The sequence below is a fragment of the Streptomyces sp. NPDC059785 genome (genome assembly GCF_042732375.1).
GTDB lineage: Bacteria > Actinomycetota > Actinomycetes > Streptomycetales > Streptomycetaceae > Streptomyces.
Map to the genome: position 1 here is coordinate 38,243 of NZ_JBHWHV010000051.1, position 16,680 is coordinate 54,922.

General features: G+C 72.3%; 16 protein-coding genes. 1 reads left to right on the top strand and 15 read right to left on the bottom strand.

All coding sequences use genetic code 11. The annotated features are described in order from the left end of the window. Nucleotides 1-6: 6 nt before the first annotated feature. The 5 genes from ACFV6E_RS31445 to ACFV6E_RS31465 form a co-directional block, all read right to left on the bottom strand. Nucleotides 7-1,701, bottom strand: coding sequence for a (2,3-dihydroxybenzoyl)adenylate synthase (locus ACFV6E_RS31445; RefSeq protein WP_385466217.1), 1,695 nt, complete (start codon nt 1,699-1,701; stop codon nt 7-9). Then, complete coding sequence (locus tag ACFV6E_RS31450; RefSeq protein ID WP_385466220.1) at nt 1,698-2,894, bottom strand: isochorismate synthase; 1,197 nt, start codon at nt 2,892-2,894, stop codon at nt 1,698-1,700. Before ACFV6E_RS31450 ends, ACFV6E_RS31445 begins: the two co-directional genes overlap by 4 nt. Before the next feature lie 58 nt (nt 2,895-2,952). Next, complete coding sequence (locus ACFV6E_RS31455; RefSeq protein WP_385167008.1) at nt 2,953-3,744, bottom strand: 2,3-dihydro-2,3-dihydroxybenzoate dehydrogenase; 792 nt, start codon at nt 3,742-3,744, stop codon at nt 2,953-2,955. Nucleotides 3,745-4,438: 694 nt separating this feature from the next. Further along, entirely contained in the window at nt 4,439-5,251 is an 813-nt protein-coding gene (locus tag ACFV6E_RS31460) for an SAM-dependent methyltransferase (RefSeq protein WP_385466224.1), read from the bottom strand. A gap of 157 nt (nt 5,252-5,408) precedes the next feature. Then, on the bottom strand, nt 5,409-5,936 hold the full coding sequence (locus ACFV6E_RS31465) for an NUDIX hydrolase family protein (protein ID WP_385167054.1): 528 nt from the start codon (nt 5,934-5,936) through the stop codon (nt 5,409-5,411). 211 nt (nt 5,937-6,147) lie between these two features. On the opposite strand from ACFV6E_RS31465, the gene ACFV6E_RS31470 reads away from it, so the two are divergent. After that, nucleotides 6,148-6,639 (top strand): VOC family protein, encoded by a 492-nt coding sequence (locus tag ACFV6E_RS31470; protein WP_385167005.1) that lies wholly within the window; start codon nt 6,148-6,150, stop codon nt 6,637-6,639. A 30-nt stretch (nt 6,640-6,669) separates the two neighbouring features. Here ACFV6E_RS31470 and ACFV6E_RS31475 read toward each other — a convergent pair whose 3' ends face one another. The 10 genes from ACFV6E_RS31475 to ACFV6E_RS31520 all read right to left on the bottom strand — a co-directional run bounded on the left by ACFV6E_RS31475 (nt 6,670) and on the right by ACFV6E_RS31520 (nt 16,443). Further along, nucleotides 6,670-7,905 (bottom strand): M48 family metallopeptidase, encoded by a 1,236-nt coding sequence (locus tag ACFV6E_RS31475; protein ID WP_385466227.1) that lies wholly within the window; start codon nt 7,903-7,905, stop codon nt 6,670-6,672. A gap of 260 nt (nt 7,906-8,165) precedes the next feature. Continuing rightward, on the bottom strand, nt 8,166-8,516 hold the full coding sequence (locus tag ACFV6E_RS31480) for a UBP-type zinc finger domain-containing protein (protein WP_385167001.1): 351 nt from the start codon (nt 8,514-8,516) through the stop codon (nt 8,166-8,168). Continuing rightward, a complete protein-coding gene (locus tag ACFV6E_RS31485) occupies nt 8,513-10,009 on the bottom strand; it encodes an ATP-binding protein (protein ID WP_385167000.1) in 1,497 nt (498 codons plus the stop codon). Before ACFV6E_RS31485 ends, ACFV6E_RS31480 begins: the two co-directional genes overlap by 4 nt. Beyond that, complete coding sequence (locus ACFV6E_RS31490) at nt 10,006-11,682, bottom strand: FAD-dependent oxidoreductase (RefSeq protein ID WP_385466230.1); 1,677 nt, start codon at nt 11,680-11,682, stop codon at nt 10,006-10,008. Before ACFV6E_RS31490 ends, ACFV6E_RS31485 begins: the two co-directional genes overlap by 4 nt. Nucleotides 11,683-11,768: 86 nt before the next feature. Further along, entirely contained in the window at nt 11,769-13,055 is a 1,287-nt protein-coding gene (locus ACFV6E_RS31495; protein ID WP_385166996.1) for a DUF4032 domain-containing protein, read from the bottom strand. A gap of 110 nt (nt 13,056-13,165) precedes the next feature. After that, nucleotides 13,166-13,621 (bottom strand): Crp/Fnr family transcriptional regulator, encoded by a 456-nt coding sequence (locus ACFV6E_RS31500; RefSeq protein ID WP_385466233.1) that lies wholly within the window; start codon nt 13,619-13,621, stop codon nt 13,166-13,168. Nucleotides 13,622-13,791: 170 nt separating this feature from the next. Further along, nucleotides 13,792-14,601, bottom strand: coding sequence for an SAM-dependent methyltransferase (locus tag ACFV6E_RS31505; protein ID WP_385466236.1), 810 nt, complete (start codon nt 14,599-14,601; stop codon nt 13,792-13,794). Between the two features lie 38 nt (nt 14,602-14,639). Beyond that, nucleotides 14,640-15,146 carry a hypothetical protein gene (locus ACFV6E_RS31510; RefSeq protein WP_385174236.1) on the bottom strand — a complete coding sequence of 169 codons (507 nt, stop codon included), beginning with the start codon at nt 15,144-15,146 and terminating at the stop codon, nt 14,640-14,642. 181 nt (nt 15,147-15,327) lie between these two features. After that, nucleotides 15,328-15,573 (bottom strand): DUF397 domain-containing protein, encoded by a 246-nt coding sequence (locus tag ACFV6E_RS31515; RefSeq protein ID WP_385466239.1) that lies wholly within the window; start codon nt 15,571-15,573, stop codon nt 15,328-15,330. Nucleotides 15,574-15,576: 3 nt separating this feature from the next. Beyond that, on the bottom strand, nt 15,577-16,443 hold the full coding sequence (locus tag ACFV6E_RS31520) for a helix-turn-helix domain-containing protein (protein ID WP_385466242.1): 867 nt from the start codon (nt 16,441-16,443) through the stop codon (nt 15,577-15,579). Between the last annotated feature and the right edge of the window lie 237 nt (nt 16,444-16,680).

The following is a 16,680-nucleotide window of genomic DNA, read 5'->3' on the forward strand; positions in this document are numbered from 1 at the left end:
GGCCTTTCAGTGCTGCTCGGGGGTGACCGCGGCGGGCCGCGGTCCCTGCTGCTCGGGGGCGGCCGCGGAGGACCGCAGTCCCTTCTTGCTGACCTTGCCGACACCGGTCTGCGGGAAGGCGTCGACGAACTGCACGAGGTCGGGGACCTTGTAGGAGGCGACACCGCGTTCGCGGACGAAGCGTTTGACGGCGACGGGCTTCAGCGGTTCGGCGTCCGCGCGCAGGACGACGTAGGCGAGGGAGCGCTCGCCGAGGTACTCGTCGGCGACGGCGACCACGGAGACGTCGTGCACGGACGGGTGGGACAGGATGATGTTCTCGATCTCCTCCGGGGCGATCTTCTCGCCGCCCCGGTTGATCTGGTCCTTGGCCCGGCCCTCGACCACGAGATGGCCGGTGGCCGTACGCCGCACGATGTCACCGGTGCGGTAGAAGCCGTCCTCGGTGAACGACCTCCTGTTGTGGTCGTCGGCCCGCCAGTAACCGCGGATCGTGTACGGGCCCCGGGTCAGCAGATGCCCGAACCCGCCGTCGGCGACGTCCTGTCCGGCGTCGTCCACGACCCGGATCTCGTCGTCCGGGGAGATCGGCAGCCCCTGGGTGGTGACGACCGTCTCCGGATCGTCGTCCAGGCGCGTGTAGTTGACGAGCCCTTCCGCCATGCCGAAGACCTGCATCAGCCGGCAGCCGAGGGCGGGCTCGAGGCGGCGCGCCGCCGCCTCGCTGTACTTGGCGCCGCCGACCAGGACCAGCTCGAGACTGGACAGGTCGTGCCCGGACTTCGGACCGGCCTCCGTCCACACCAGGGCCAGCGGCGGCACGAGCCCGGTCATGGTGATCCGTTCCCGCTCCACGAGCGGGAACGCCGTCTCCGGGTCGGGCGCGGGACACAGCACGTTGGTGCCGCCCGCGTACAGCACGCCCAGCCAGCCGGGCGAGCTCATCGGGAAGTTGTGCGCGGCGGGCAGCACGACGAGGAAGCGGGTGTCCCCGTCCACGCCGCAGATCTCGTTGGAGCCCCACAGCGAGTACATGTAGTCGTCGTGGGTGCGCGGGATCAGTTTGGGCACACCGGTGGTGCCGCCCGAGAGCTGGAGGAAGGCCAGCTCGTGCGGTTCGGGCCCGGCGGGCGTCCCCCCGGGCTCGCGCGGCACCTCGGCGAGGGCCGTGTGCTCGCCCGCATCGCCCACCACGAAGACATGCCGCAGCGTGGGGTTGCGCTCCTTGACCCGGGCCGCCAGCTCGCGGTGGTCGAAGCCCGCGTGCCGGTCGGGGATCACGTAGGCGACGGCCCCGGTGAAGGAGCAGAAGTAGTCGATCTCCGTCTCCCGGTGCGCGGGCAGCGCGTACACCGGCAGCGCGCCGATCCGGAACAGCGCGAAGACGACCTCGACGAACTCGCCGACGTTCGGGAGCTGGAGGACGACCCGGTCGCCCCTGCCGATCCCGCGCGCCGCGAACCCCGCGGCCAGCCGGTCGGCGCGTTCGTCCAGCTCACGATAGGTCCAGGTGCGGCGCTCGGGGGCCGGGTCGACGAGCGCGATCCGGTCGGGATGGGCGGCGGCGCGCTCGCGCAGCACACCCCCGAACGTCTCGCCGCGCCAGTACCCGGCGGCGCGGTAGCGCTCCGCGAACTCGGCCGGCCAGGTGGGGGCGTCGACCCCCGGGGTGAGTGCGGCGACGGATTCGGCAGCGGTCACAGTTCGGCCCCCACGGCGTTGAGGAACGTACGGAACTTGGCACCGGTCTCCGCGGTCTCGGCCTCCGGCGACGAGGCGGCCACCACGCCGGCCCCCGCGAACAGGCGCAGTCCGCGTCCCTCGGCCTCGGCGCAGCGGATCGTCACGACCCACTCGCCGTCGCCGTCCGCGTTCTGCCAGCCGACCATACCGGTGTACGGGCCGCGGTCGAAGGGCTCCGACTCGGCGATGACGGCGCGCGCCACGTCGGTCGGCGTGCCGCACACCGCCGGGGTGGGGTGCAGCGCGGACGCCAGGTCCAGGGCGGTGACGTCCTCGTCGGCGAGGTCGCCGGTGACGGTCGTCGACAGGTGCCACATGGCCTCGGTGCGGACCAGGGTGGGCCGTTCGGGCACGTCGAGGCGGGTGCAGAAGGGTGCGAGCGCCGCGCGGACGGCCGCGACGACCACGGCGTGCTCGTGCAGGTCCTTGGGCGATTCGAGCAGGGCGACCGCGCGCCGTACGTCCTCGGCGAGGTCGCCGCTGCGGGGCGCGGACCCGGCCAGCGGGTTGGCCGTGAGCTGCCCGCCGCGGCGGGCGACGAGGAGTTCGGGGCTGGCCCCGATGAGCGTGCGGCCGGGTCCGGTGGGGACGGCGAAGGTGTAGCCGCCCGGGTCGCGGCGGGCCAGGCTGCGCAGCATGCCGGGCAGGTCGAGGCGGTGCGGCGAGGTGAGTTCCAGGGTGCGGGCGAGCACCACCTTGTCGAACTCACCGGCCCGCATGCGGGCGACGGCGGCGGCGACGGCCTCGGCGTACCGCTCGGGCGCCGGGACCTCCGTCACCTGCCAGTCGGGCCGCTGCCCGGTACGCGGCACGGGCAGCGCGACCAGCGGGTCCTCGCGCAGCGGCGGCGCCCAGCGGACGTTCTCCGGGACCGCGAGCGCGGCCGGGGCGCCGGGCGCGAAGGGTATCGAGCCGACGACGACCGGCCCGGGGTCGCCCGCGGCGCGCCGGGCGGCCAGGGTGTCGCGCACCCGCCGGGCAGGCGGCCGTGCGTCGTGCGGTACTTCGGTGGCGGTTCCGCTGCCCAGCAGGGTGTGGTGGGGGGTGGCAAGGAACCGGTCGCCGCCGGGCCGGTAGGCCTCCAGCAGCGCGGTCGCCGCGCCGGGGGCGACCAGATCGGAGGTGACGGGTTCGCTCAGTGAAGCGGACATGGGGTGTCTCCAGAGGGTGTGGGGGACGAGCCCGGGTCGTTAAGCGGGCGGGGTCGGTTCAGGCCCGCAGGGTGGCGCCGCCGTCGACGTACAGGTCGTGCATGGTGATGTGACGGGCGCGGTCGGAGACGAGGAAGACGACGGCGTCGGCGATGTCGGCGGGGTCGGCGATCCGGCCGAGCGGGATGCCCGTGCGGTGGCTCGCCAGGTCTCCCTCGATGACGCGCCGCGCGGCGGCCGTCTCGTCCTGCCCGGCCGTCCACAGGGCGCGCTGCATGTCCGTGAGGGTGGAGCCGGGGGAGACGGTGTTGCAGCGCACGCCGTGCGCGGCCACCTCCAGGCCCAGGCACTTGGTGAACATCACGGCCGCGGCCTTGGAGGCGGCGTAGGCGGACAGGCCCGCGCGGGGGATGCCCGCCGCGTTGGAGGCGACGGTGACGATGCTGCCGCGGCCGCGCCCCGTCATCCGCCGGGCGGCGGACCGCGAGACATGGAAGACCCCGTTCGCGTTGACGGCGAAGGTGGCCGCCCAGTCCGCGTCGGTCAGGTTCACGACATCCGAGGAGCGCAGTGTCCCGGCCACGTTGACCGCGATGTCCAGCGGTCCGAGGGTGCGTTCGGCCTCCTCGACGAGGGCCTCGACGGCGGCCGCGTCCGTGACGTCGAGGGCGCGGGCGGTGACCCGGTCGCCGTACTCGGCGGCGAGCGCTTCCAGCCCGTCGGGCAGCACGTCCGTGGCGAGGACGCGGGCACCGCGCTCGACCAGGGCGGCGACGACCGCCGCGCCGATGCCGCGTGCGGCACCGGTGACCAGTGCGAGCCGGCCCGCGAATTCGGTCTCCGCGCTCATGCGACCACGGCCTTGCGGGCACCGGCGGACCTCGTGACGGCCGCCCGACCGCCGCCCGGACCCGTCCGCCCGGCCGCGCCGGACACGGTGGCGCGACCGCCCCTCACCAGACCGAGCCGCGGGTGCGCGGCGGCCGTGGCGGTGGGGTGGGCGGTGCGACGGGCGGGGGGACAGGGGTTCGGCGCCATGGCCTGGGATCTCCGTACGTGGTCGGGAACAGGGGGGTCGGGACCGGCGGCACGGTCGGCGCCTCGGAGCCCGAAAGCCCTTGCTGCGCAAGGCAGTTGAGGCATTTCCGGGCAGGGTGAAGCCGGCCGTTCCGTCACCGCTCGGTGACGACCTTAGGTTAGGCTAACCTAATGCGAAACCCCAGGCCGAAGAGACTGTCAACAATCGGCGAGAGTGGCTCGCTCGCTGTGTGTCCGCCATGAATCCGCCCCTGTTGGCGTTATCGGCAACGAAATTGTTGACAATAATCAGGACGCGGAAATACCTTCGTGATCACGAGCAATCAGGAGTGGCGCGGTGGCGGGCCGCACCGAGTAGCGCCCCGCCTCGCCCGCAGACGCGGTGACCGCCCCGGGCACCGCCGCCGCGACGCCGGGTTCCACCCTTTCTCAGTCATGAAGGGCCCGGCGTCGCGGCGCCAGCCGGTCGCCGGCGCGGGTACGGTCGGCCAGAACCCGTCAGATGCTCACGGCTTGACGGCCACCGCGCCGAACTGCGGGAGCGTCACCCCGGCGCCGGGTTCCGCGCGCCACTGCCCGCACGACACGAGGCCCGGCTCCACCAGGTCCAGGCCGTCGAAGAACGCGGTGATCTCCGCACGGGTGCGGGCGGTGATCGGCGGCGTGGCGTTCTCGTTCCAGATTTTCATGGCCGGCACATTGCCCTCGCCGCCCAGGTCGCCGTCGGTCGTCGGGTGCGTCAGGACGAGGCAGCTGCCCGAGGGGACCGCGGCCATCACCCGGCGCACGATGTCCCGCGCCTTGCCGGCGTCCAGGACGAAGTTCAGGATGCCCAGCATCATCACCGCCACCGGGCGGTCGAAGTCCAGGGTCGACGCGGCGCCCTCGACGATGGCGTCCGGGTCGTGGGCGTCGGCGTCGATGTAGGCCGTGGCGCCCTCGCCGGTACTGGTGAGCAGGGTCCGGGCGTGGACCAGCACGATGGGGTCGTTGTCGACGTAGACGATCCGCGACTCGGGTGCGATCCGCTGGGCGATCTCGTGCGTGTTGTCGAGGGTCGGCAGCCCCGTGCCGATGTCCAGGAACTGCCGCACCCCGCGCTCCCCGGCCAGGAAGCGGACCGCCCGGCCGAGGAACTCCCGGTCCGCCCGCGCCACGTCGCGGATCACCGGGAACATCGAGGCGACCTGCTCGCCCACCGCCTGGTCGACCTCATAGTGGTCCTTGCCGCCGATCCAGTAGTTCCAGACCCGGGCGTTGTGCGCCACCGAGGTGTTCAGTCCGCCCGAGGCACCCGACGGGCGTTCGGTCTCGCTCACGTTGTCCCCTTCCCTGCGCACCCGTGCGCACCCGCGAGGTGCCCGGGTGCGTGCCGCCGCCGCGGCGGCACCTGACCGTGACGGCCATTGTGCCCCGTTGATCGGTACGCCGAGGCCCGGACCCGGACCGCGACGGCGGATGACGGTACGTCAGGAGCTAGGGCAGACAGCCGACATGGGCGAGGGCCTGCTTGAGGAGCACCCCGTGACCGTTCGGCATCTCGTTGAGGACCAGGGGCGACGACGCCTCCTGCGGGCTGAACCAGACCAGGTCCAGGGCGTCCTGCCGGGGGCGGCAGTCACCGGTCACCGGCACGATGTAGGCCAGCGACACGGCGTGCTGGCGGGGGTCGTGGAACGCGGTGATCCCGTGCGTCGGGAAGTACTCCGCGACGGTGAAGGGCTGGAGCGAGGTGGGGATGCGGGGCAGGGCCATCGGGCCCAGGTCCTTCTCCAGATGGCGCAGGAGCGCGTCGCGGACCCGTTCGTGATGCAGCACCCGGCCGGAGACGAGGGTGCGGCTGACGGTGCCGTCGACGCCGATGCGCAGCAGCAGCCCGATGCTGGTCACTTCGCCGCTGTCGTCGACGCGTACGGGCACCGCCTCGACGTACAGGATCGGCATGCGGGCACGCGCCTGCTCGAGCTCGTCAGGGGTCAGCCAGCCGGGCGAGGTCTCGGTCATGTCAGACATTGGGTGATCATACTTTCCAAGCCTCGTATGGGGCGGGTGCCGACACAAGTCGTCCGTAATGCGCACCGCGGGCACGTCTCGTGCGCTCTGCACAACCGGACGGGGCGCGGTTTAAAGTGACCCGTTGGTGGTTGAAACCCCAACCAGATATGCCGCGATGTTCCCCGGAGTTCCCCGTTCCGTTCCGCAGGAGGAGCACTTCATGGATGCAGTGGACCTGGCCGCGACCGAGACGGAGCGCGAGCGCGTCCGTGAGACCTATCTGAGCGACGACCGGCCGGCGAGTTCCGCGCGCGGCGTGCACCACGTCGCGCTGCTCTCCTCCGACGTGGAGCGGACGGTCCGCTTCTACCAGGGCGTTCTCGGTTTCCCGCTCACCGAGGTCGTCGAGAACCGCGACTACCGTGGCTCGACCCACTTCTTCTTCGACCTGGGCCACGGCAACCTGCTGGCCTTCTTCGACTTCCCCGGCCTCGACCTCGGCCCCTACGCCGAGGTGCTCGGCGGACTGCACCACCTCGCCGTCTCGGTCGACCCCGACACCTGGCGGCACCTGCGCGACCGGCTCGCCGCCGCGGGGGTCTCCTACCAGGAGGAGAGCGGTACGTCGCTGTACTTCCGTGACCCCGACGGCACCCGCGTCGAACTGCTCGCCGAACCGCTGGGCGAGATGTACGGGACGTCGGTGAGCTGAACCGGCGGCGCGCCGTCCCGTCCGGGTCCGTCAGCTGTCGTAGCCGTCGTAGCCGTCGCGGAGGATCCGCCGGGCCACCGTGGCGCGAGCCTCGGCCAGTTCACCGGCGATCCGCTCCTCGCGGTCCCCGCCGCTCGTGACCGCCGCCGGCACGGGCACGCCGGCGAGCAGGCACTCGCGCCGCAGATGCGTCGGCGGGTGGGTCGAGTCGACGCTGTGCCCGCGCAGGGCGCCGGCCCGCCGCTGACGTGTGTACTCGTGCTCGGGCACCGACCGCAGATGCACGGCGAGCCGGTCCCACATCCCGGCCGCCCAGGCCGCGTGGGAGCTGTCGCGCCGCCGCGCCCGCGGATCGTTGGTCTCGCGCCGCAGGGCGACGACGACCGAGTCCGCGACCAGCAGTCGGTCCATCAGGCCCACGGCGCCCTCGGTGGAACCGGCCCGGGCCGCCATGGCGTCGGCCAGGTACTCGGCGCGCTGGGTGGCCCGCAGGGTCGCCCGGTCGAGCAGCATCAGTACGCCCTGGACCAGCGTGCGGGGCACGAGGTAGGCGAGGTTGACGAACCACTCGACGGGCGTCGGGCGCGCGATCGGCGCGAGGTAGTACCGCCAAGTGGTCAGCGAGCGGTAGGCGGTCGCGACGACGAGTCCGTGCCGGGTGTCGCCGTTGCTGTAGTGGCCGAGTTCGTGCCCCAGCAGCGCGATCCGCTGCCGCGGCGACAGGATCTCCCACAGGGGCAGCCCGAGCGTCAGCAGGCGGCGGCCGCGCAGACTGCAGGTGGTCACGCTCGCGTTGACCGAGGCGTCGACCGCGATCACGTCGACGCCGCGGGTGCCGGCGACCCGGGCGATCTCGTCGACCAGGCCGTACAGCTCCGGTGCGGCGTCCCGCCGCAGCACCGGCCGGTCGTCCGGCACCCGGGGCAGCCGGGGCCTGAGCGGCCACGCCAGTGCCAGCAGGAATACGCCCGGAATCATCGCGGGCACGCCCCAGCCGGCGACCAGGAACAGGACGCCCGCAGCGACCACCGCCAGGGTCACACCGTGCACGGCGAGCGCGATGGCGTGGGCCAGCAGCGCTGAGGCGTCCCGCCGGGGGCGCAGGTCCGCCCCCGCGGTCACTTCGGCGAGCAGCTTCTCGCCGTGCCTGCGGGCCAGTTCGCGCCGGGCCCGCTCCAGACGGCCCCGCTTCTCCTCGGGCCGGCCGGGGTCCACGTTCCAGTCGCAGGCGGCGCACCAGACGGTGAACCGGTCGTCCGTGTGCATCCCGGCCCCGCACTCCGGGCACGACCGGGCCGTTGTCTCCTCAGGGCTGCGCACGCGCGCGCCCTCCCTTCCCCCACGGCTCCTCCCCAGAGGCCGCCTGTACATGACAGGGCGAACATGACGGGGCCAAGCTGATCATGTTCGGCACTCGCGCGCAAAGCCGATTGCCACCGCGCGGACGGCTCCCGCCCGGCGGCCGGGCACCGCGCCCGTGGAGTTCCCCGGCGACCACGGCGGCGCGGCGTGAGGGACCGTGTCCGTCAGCCCAGGGTCTCCCGCCAGTTCGCCGGGACGCGGTCCGCCGGGCCGGGGGCGGGCTGGTCCGCCGGGCGGCTGAGCGGGGGAGCGAGGTCGGGACCCGACTCGTACAGCTCCGACGTCTCGTAGTTCCAGAACCAGCTCTCGCCGGGCTCGAAGCTGCGGACGAAGGGGTGCCCGGAGGTGCGCGCGTGCTCGGTGGCGTGCTTCGAGGGCGAGTCGTCGCAGCAGCCGATGTGCCCGCACTGGGCGCAGCGCCGCAGATGGAACCACCAGCCGCCCACGGCGTCGCAGTCGACGCACCCCGTGCCGCCGGGCGGGACGGCGGGGTCGATTCCGGCGGGCAGGCTCATGACGGCTCCTCGGGAGAGTCGGGGGAGAGAGGGGAGTCGGGGGAGCCGGGAGGGGGCGGGGCGTCCGGGGTCGGCGCGGTCAGGGGCAGCCGGACCTGGAAGCGGGTGTCGCCGGGGACCGACCGCACCTGGAGGCTCCCGTGGTGCTTGTTGACGACGATCCGCCAGGAGATGTCCAGGCCGAGGCCGGTGCCCTCGCCCACCGGCTTGGTGGTGAAGAACGGGTCGAAGATTCGGTTCCGGATCTCCTCCGGCACCCCGGGCCCGGTGTCCCGGAACTCCACCAGCAGGGTGTCCCGGTCGAGCGCGGTGCGTACGGTCAGCGTCCCCTCGCCGGCCATCGCCGCCACCGCGTTGTCGATGAGGTTCGTCCACACCTGGTTCAGCTCACCGGGGTAGGCGGGGACGCCCGGCAGCGTCCGGTCGTACTCCTTGACGACCTTGATGCCGGGTCCCGTCTTGCCGCCGAGCATCATCAGCGTGCTGTCGAGCAGTTCGTGCACGTCCGCGATCCGGTACGGTGCGCGGTCCAGCTGCGAGTACTGCTTGGCCGCGCCCACCAGGTTGGAGATGCGGACGGTGGAGTCCTCGATCTCGTTCATCAGCAGCTCGGTCTCGACGGTGTAGTTGAGCCACCGCACCGCGCCTTCGAGGGTCTGCTCGTCCACCGCCGCCGCGACCTGGTCGAGCCAGTCGGTGTCGAGCCCCGCCTGCACGAACGTCGGAGCGAGCTGCCAGCCGCCGTCGATGCCGTGGTCGTCCAGCCAGTCGGCGAGCGCGTCCTCACGGTCGGACGCCTCCAGCGGGCTGAGCGGGGTGGCCTTGGCGACCTGCTCGGCGGTGCGCTCCTGGATCTCGACGAGCGTTTCGAGCGTGTCGCGCCGGTAGGGGCCGGAGGCGATCGCGCCCAGCTTGTGCCGCATCCCGGCCACCCGCTCGCGCAGCGCCGAGGTGGCCCGTACCGCCGCGGCGGCCGGGTTGTTCAGCTCGTGCGTCAGGCCGGCGGAGAGCGAACCGAGCGCCAGCAGCCGTTCGCGCTGGCCGATGGTCTGCTGGGTCTTCTGGCTGCCGTAGAACATGCCCTCCAGCAGGTGCACGGCCATCGGGAACCAGTCCCGCAGCACCGCCGCGAACACCTCGGCGGGCAGGATGAAGAACCGCGACGGCTCGGTGACCCGCAGGGAACCCTTGTACCGCGCCTCCTCCGGCGCGACGCTCAGATAGGACTGCATGGCGCCCGCGTACACCCCGCGCTGGGAGGTGCGGTTGGTCTCCACGTCGTCGCCGCCTACCCGGCGCGTCATCACCAGGGTGCCTTCGAGGAGGACGAAGAGGCAGGTCGCGGGGTCACCCTCGTGGTAGACGTAGCCCGGCTCGAAGAGCTCGACCCGGCCCTCGCCGCACAGCCGGGCGAGCTGGTCCTCGTCCAGCTTCTCGAACAGGAACAGCGACGCCAGTTCCGCCCGGTCGCAGGGCATCGGCCGCCCGCTCACGACTGCTCCAGATAACGGTGGACGAGCATGACGGCCATGGCTCCCTCCCCGACCGCGGACGCGACCCGCTTCGCGGACTCCGCCCGCGCGTCACCGGCGACGAACACCCCGGGCACATTGGTCTCCAGGTGGTACGGCGGCCGGTCCAGTTCCCAGCCGGCGGGCGGCTGCCCGTCCGGCGTCATGTCCGGGCCCGCGAGGATGAACCCGCGCGAGTCCCTGAGCACGGTCTCGCCCAGCCAGTCGGTCAGCGGGGCCGCGCCGATGAAGACGAACAGCCACTGCGCGCCGACGAGTTCGGTGTGCCCGCTCGCCACGTCCCGCAGGGTGAGCTGCTCCAGGTGTCCGTCGCCGTGCGCGGACTCCACGACCGTGCCGGTGCGCACGTTGATATTGGGCGCCCCGTCGATCTGCTGGATCAGGTAGTGCGACATCGACGCGGTCAGCGAGGAGCCCCGCACCAGGATCGTCACCGACTTCGCGCCCCTGGACAGATACATGGCCGCCTGGCCCGCCGAGTTGGCGCCGCCCACGATGTACACGTCCTGGCCCTGGCAGGCGGGCGCCTCGGTGAGCGCCGAGCCGTAGAACACCCCGCAGCCGGTCAGCTCGGCCAGCCCCGGCGCCTGGAGCTGCCGGTACGACACCCCGGTCGCGAGGATCACGCTGTGCGCGGAGATCGCGGAACCGTCCGAGAACCGGATGGTGCGCGAGGACCCGGCGACCTCGAGCCCGGTCACCTCCCGCGCGGTCAGGATCTCCGCGCCGAACTTCCCGGCCTGGCGCCGGGCCCGGTCGGTGAGCTGGGCCCCGGACACCCCGTCGGGGAAGCCGAGGTAGTTCTCGATCCGCGAGCTCTGCCCCGCCTGCCCGCCGGTCGCGGACCGCTCGACCAGCACCGTCCGCAGGCCCTCGGAGGCCCCGTACACCGCCGCCCCGAGACCGGCCGGACCGCCGCCGATGACCACCAGATCGTAGAACTCGGCGGCCGGCGTCGTCGCCAGCCCGACGTGGGCGGCGAGATCCGGGTCCGCCGGCTCGACGAGCGGGGTGCCGTCCGGGGTGACCACGAGCGGCAGCCGCTGCCCGTCCTCCCCGGCCGCCGACAGCAGCCGCCGGCCCTCCGGGGTGTCGGACGAGTACCAGCGGTACGGCACCTGGTTGCGGGCCAGGAACTCCCGTACGTCCGAGGAACGCGCCGACCAGCGGTGCCCGACCACCTTGCAGACGGGGACCGGCCGGTGGTCGGTGGCCCGCCAGACGTCGAGCAGGTCGTCCAGGACCGGATACAGCTTCTCCTCCGGCGGGTCCCACGGCTTGAGCAGATAGTGGTCCAGATCGATCACGTTGATCGCGTCGATCGCCGCGCTGGTGTCGGCGTACGCGGTCAGCAGCACCCGGCGCGCCCCCGGGTACACGTCGAGGGCCTGCTCCAGGAACTCGATGCCGTTCATCTGCGGCATCCGGTAGTCGGCGAGGATCACCGCCACCTGCTCGCCGCGCAGCTTCAGCTCCCGCAGCGCGTCCAGGGCCGTCTCCCCGGACTCCGCCCGCACGATACGGTGCGCGTCGCCGTAGCGGCGCCTGAGGTCGCGGGCCACGGCGCGCGACACACCAGGATCGTCATCCACGGTCAGAATGACGCTCCGCGCAGATACGGCGGCCTGTGTCATACGTCTCCCACCCCGAACCGAAAGTTTGTGCAGCCACAATCCTAGGTACCGGCGGCGCGCTCCGCCCCCGGTAACCGGACGCGCCCCTACGCGGAGGGCTCCGCCTCCTCCGCGGGCGGCGCCAGCCCGTCCCGCACCCCCGGCAGCACGTTCTCGATGTAGTCCCGCACGGCCGTGTCCAGGCCGATGTCGTGCTGGGCCCGCTCGGACAGGTACCAGCGGTGTTCGAGCAGCTCGTGGTACAGCTCCGCCGGGTCCATGGAACCGCGCAGCTCCGGCGGCACGGCCCGCACGGTGGGCCGGAACACGTCGCGCACCCAGCGGTGGGCCAGGACCTCCGGACGGGCGGCGTGGGGGTCCCCCCTGCCCGAGCGGAGCCGAGAGCTTGGGGGAGGGTCGCCGGGCGCGTAGTCGTCCTGGGTGGCCATCCAGCTCTCCAGGTCGTTCAGCAGCCGCCGCGCCTGGTTCTCCTCGGCGTCCAGACCGGTCAGCCGCAGCAGCTGGCGCTGATGGTGCCCGGCGTCGACGACCTTCGGCACGAAGGTGACGGTGTCGCCATTGCTGGAGTTCGCTATCTGCATCTCCGCGACGTCGAACCCGAGGTCGTTCAGCCGCCGTATCCGGCGCTCGATGTAGTGGTACTTGCCCGCCGGGTAGACGGAGGTCCGGGTCAGCTCCCGCCACAGGTCCCCGTAGCGGCCGCAGATCTCGGTGCCGAACGCGACCGGGTCCACCGACGGGTGCAGCGCGCCCGCCGCCTCCAGGTCGAGCAGTTCCCCGCTGATGTTCACCCGGGCCAGATCGAGGTCGTAGTCGCGCTGCCCGTCGCTGAGCCGCGCGTGCAGGTCCCCGGTCTCGGCGTCCACCAGGTACGCCGCGTACGCGCCCGCGTCCCGCCGGAACAGCGTGTTGGACAGCGAGCAGTCGCCCCACGCGAACCCGGCCAGGTGCAGCCGCACCAGCAGCACGGCGAGCGCGTCCATCAGCCGGTTGATGGTGGCGGGCCGCATCGTCGTCTCGAACATCGACCGGTACGGCATCGAGCCGCCCAGGTGCCGGGTGACCAGTACGGGTTCCAGCGGGCCCGCCGCGCCCTCGCGCCCGGTGACCACGGCGAGCGGGTCCACCGCCGGGATGCCGAGCCGGTCGAGATCCCGCAGCAGCCCGTACTCGCGCACCGCGGGCCGTTCGGCGAGCTCCTTGACGGCGATCACCTCGGCGCCGGCCCGCGCGTAGCGCACCACGTGGCGAGAGATGCCGCGCGGCAGCGGCACCAGGTGGTGTTCGGGCCACTCCTCCAGGGGCAGCTCCCACGGCAGTTCGAGCAGGAGCGCGGGGTGCTCCGGGTTGGTGGCGCTGATCTGCAAAGCCATCGCTGTGCTGCCCTGCCTCGAGGTCGACGATCATCCGGCAGCGGTATCTCCGCATCCGGTGGCCGGTTTCGTCAACCATGAGGTCCGTGGCCGCCCCCGCCGGGCGGTCCTCACCGCACGCCGCCCCCGTGCCGCGCGTAGTGCTCGATCAGGGCCGCCCGGGTCGTCTCCAGGCGGTGGGCGAGGATCGCGGCGATCGTACGGGTCAGCGACAGTTCGAGCCCGGGGTCCTCGGCGCACAGGGCGCGCACCTCCCCGGCGTCGAACTCGTAGGCGCGCACGGGGCTGAACGCCTCGGCGCCGAAGTCCCAGCGGTGCGGCGGGAACAGCCAGGACCAGCCCAGCAGATCGTTCGGGCCCAGGGTCGCGACGGAGATGCGTCTGCCCGGGACGACCTCCTGGTCGAGCGAGACGGTCCCGGAGTGGATCACCCAGAAGCGGTCGGCGGTGCCGCCGGCCTCGAAGATCCTGCCGTCCTCCGGGAAGGCGACCTCGCGGGATACCCCGAGGAGGCGTTCGCGGTGGTCGGCGGAGAGGGCGTGCAGCAGGCGGAGCGGTGTGGGCATCGCGCACCTCCCTCGCGCCGCCCGGCCCCGGCCGGCGACGGGTGCCGCGGCGCGTCTCGTACCCGTTGGTGTCCCGTCACTCTCCATTGGAGCGGAATCCGCGCGTTCCGTCGCGTCGGAGGCCGGGATCCCGGTCCTTACCGGCCTGTGCGCCGTCCCCGGCGGGGCGGTCAGGGCTTGCGGGCCACTCCGCCGTGCACGTCCGTGGGCTGCGGGTCACTGCCCGCCCCGGGGCGCCACAGCGGGCAGGAGACGATGCCCGGCTCGACCAGTTCGAGCCCCTCGTAGAACGCGGTGATCTGCTCCGGGCTGCGCAGCACGTACGGGACGGCCCCGGTGTCGTCGTAGCCCTGCTGGGCCTCCTTGAGCGCGGCGTCCGTGTCCGTGCTGTCGTAGTGCACGAAGTAGCTGCCGGACGGCAGGGCGGCCTGGAGGCGGCGGACGATGGACACGGCCTCGCCGTAGTCCTGGATGTGGCCGAGGATGCCCATCAGCATCAGCGCCACCGGCCGGCCGAAGTCGAGGATCCGGGCGGCCGCCTCGATGATCTTCTCGGGCTCGTGCAGATCGGCGTCGATGTAGTCGGTGACCCCCTCGGGGGTGCTGGTCAGCAGCGCCTGGGCGTGCCGGAGCACCAGCGGGTCGTTGTCGACGTAGACGATGCGCGACTCGGGGGCCACCCGCTGGGCGACCTGATGGGTGTTGTCGTACGTGGGCAGGCCGGTGCCGATGTCGAGGAACTGGCGGATGCCGAGCTCGCCGGCCACGTACGTGACGGTGCGGATCAGATAGCCGCGGGAGGCGCGGGCCATGGTCTCGATGTTCGGGGCGACCTCCTTGTAGGCGTCGCCCGCCACCCGGTCGACCTCGTAGTTGTCCTTGCCGCCCATCCAGTAGTTCCAGATGCGGGCCGAGTGCGGGACCGATGTGTCGATCTTGGACAGTGCCTCTTGGTCGGGGATGGACCGGCCCTCTGCCATGGGGATTCTCCTGCCGTGCGTCACGCGTGGTCTGCTACTCAACCTACCGTCAACCTCCCCCCGCATCGCCCGAGTTGAAAGTGCGGAGCGGGGCCGCGGATCGGCTGTCCGGGCTCGCCGGGGCCGACGGTGACGACCGGGACGTGCTGGGCCAGGGTGCGCAGCGCCCGCGCGTAGGCGTTGACCACGGCGGCGTCGGCCTCGCCGGGGACGGGACCGGCGGTCAGGTGGACGAGTGCGCCGTCACGTTCCGCCACGGCCTCGGCGAAGTCCATCGCCTGGATCCAGGTCACCCGTGAGTGCCCGTGGCGCAGCGGCCCGTAGACGAGTTCGTGGACGAGACCGCCGTCGACGGCCAGCCGTCCGGGCGCGGCGAGGAGTTCGCGGTACGGCCGGGTCGGGTCCACATGGTGCAGGGCGCCCCGCGCGGGCCGGATCAGGAAGCCGTGGCGGGCGAGCTCGGCGAACAGGGCGGATCTGCCGACGCCGTCGGGTCCTTCGACGACGAGCGTCCGGCACTGGGTGAGAGCCTCCCGCAGGATCATCCCCGCATCCCTTCCTGACGGCGGACGCCTTCGACGCGCGCACGCTTGACGCGCACACGTTCTTCAGTGTGGGGGACAACCCGCACGGCGGGAGTAGTCGTGCGGGTTGTCCGGTTGTGCGGGCGTAGTGGTGCGGTACGGGCGCCCGCACGATCGGGGGCGGCCCCGGGCGGCCGGCGGGTCAGGCGACCAGGAAGTCGGCCCGGCCCGACTTCACGCCCGCCACGAACGCGGCCATCTCGTCCCGCGAGTAGACGAGGGCGGGACCCTCGGGGTCCTTGGACTGGCGCACTGCCACCTTCCCGTCGGGCAGCAGCTTGACCTCGACGCACGCCCCGCCGGTCGGGCCGCTCCAGGGCTTCAGCCAGCCCTCGGTCCCCAGGTCGGTGGCGCTCATGCCGCTGCGGACGGGGTCCGTCGCTCCCATGGATCACAACTCCTTACGCAGTTCCGCCAGGATGTCCCTGGTTCTTGCGACCGGCTCCGCCTGCACGGACATCCGGTCCAGTACTTCGAGATGGGTGACCACGTCGGCCGGCTGGTCCACGTAGACCGCGCCGGTGAGGTTCTCGGTGTAGACGACGTCGGGCAGTTCGGAGAAGCCGAGCCTGAGGTAGTGGAAGGGGCCGAAGGCGCCGGGGTGCGCACCGGCACGGAAACGCATGACCTGAATCCTGACCTTGGGCAGGTCCAGGACTTCCTGGAGCCGGTCGATCTGGGCCCGCATCACCTCGGACCCGCCGACCGGCCGGCGCAGCACCGTCTCGTCCAGCACGGCCCAGAGCGCGGGCGCGTCGGGCTTGTCGAGCAGGCTCTGCCGCTTGACCCGCAGGTCGACCCGGCGGGCGATGTCGTCCTTCGACTTGTTCGGGAAGCCGACGCGTATCAGGGCGGTGGCGTAGTCGCGGGTCTGCAGCAGGCCGGGGACGAAGTGAGGTTCGTAGACACGGATGACGCTGGCTTCGCTCTCCAGGCTCACATAGGCGCTGAACCAGTCGGGGAGCACGTCGCGGTACTTGTACCACCAGCCCGGCCGGTTGGCCTCCCTGGCCAGCCGGACGAAGTCGTCGATCTCGCGGTCCCGCACCCCGTAGGTGCGCAGCAGCTCCTTCACGTAGGGGATGCGGAGTCCGACCTCGGCCTTCTCGATCCGGCGGACCGTCAAAGGGGTGACCTCGATGGCCCGCGCCGCCGTCTCGAACGAGACTCCGGCCTCTTCCCGCAACTGTCGCAACCGCTTGCCGAGAACCATCCGCAGGACGGTCGGCGCGCTGCCGCCGGAGCGGTTCTCGCTCACGTCCTACCTCCCGGAACGGGCGTCACAGCGTGCAGTGTGTCACGCGGGCGGACGGTGGTGACAGGGCGATGCACCGCTTTCTGAAATTATCAGAACGCCGGTTGCAGGCTGAGTCTGTCCGCCACCATAGTGAGTAAGTGACCTGTCGCACACACACCGGCGACGACGTCAACCGCTGCCCGCGGACACGGACCTGACGGATCGCCGGTCACCGGCGGCAGCCGCACGTGACCGTGA

Coding starts and splice junctions, on each gene's coding strand:
- ACFV6E_RS31450 (WP_385466220.1), bottom strand. CDS start 2,894: ATGTCCGCTTCACTGAGCGAACCCGTCACCTCCGATCTGGTCGCCCCC.
- ACFV6E_RS31510 (WP_385174236.1), bottom strand. CDS start 15,146: ATGATCCTGCGGGAGGCTCTCACCCAGTGCCGGACGCTCGTCGTCGAA.
- ACFV6E_RS31470 (WP_385167005.1), top strand. CDS start 6,148: ATGGATGCAGTGGACCTGGCCGCGACCGAGACGGAGCGCGAGCGCGTC.
- ACFV6E_RS31505 (WP_385466236.1), bottom strand. CDS start 14,601: ATGGCAGAGGGCCGGTCCATCCCCGACCAAGAGGCACTGTCCAAGATC.
- ACFV6E_RS31475 (WP_385466227.1), bottom strand. CDS start 7,905: ATGCACACGGACGACCGGTTCACCGTCTGGTGCGCCGCCTGCGACTGG.
- ACFV6E_RS31500 (WP_385466233.1), bottom strand. CDS start 13,621: ATGCCCACACCGCTCCGCCTGCTGCACGCCCTCTCCGCCGACCACCGC.
- ACFV6E_RS31515 (WP_385466239.1), bottom strand. CDS start 15,573: ATGGGAGCGACGGACCCCGTCCGCAGCGGCATGAGCGCCACCGACCTG.
- ACFV6E_RS31490 (WP_385466230.1), bottom strand. CDS start 11,682: ATGACACAGGCCGCCGTATCTGCGCGGAGCGTCATTCTGACCGTGGAT.
- ACFV6E_RS31495 (WP_385166996.1), bottom strand. CDS start 13,055: ATGGCTTTGCAGATCAGCGCCACCAACCCGGAGCACCCCGCGCTCCTG.
- ACFV6E_RS31480 (WP_385167001.1), bottom strand. CDS start 8,516: ATGAGCCTGCCCGCCGGAATCGACCCCGCCGTCCCGCCCGGCGGCACG.
- ACFV6E_RS31455 (WP_385167008.1), bottom strand. CDS start 3,744: ATGAGCGCGGAGACCGAATTCGCGGGCCGGCTCGCACTGGTCACCGGT.
- ACFV6E_RS31465 (WP_385167054.1), bottom strand. CDS start 5,936: ATGACCGAGACCTCGCCCGGCTGGCTGACCCCTGACGAGCTCGAGCAG.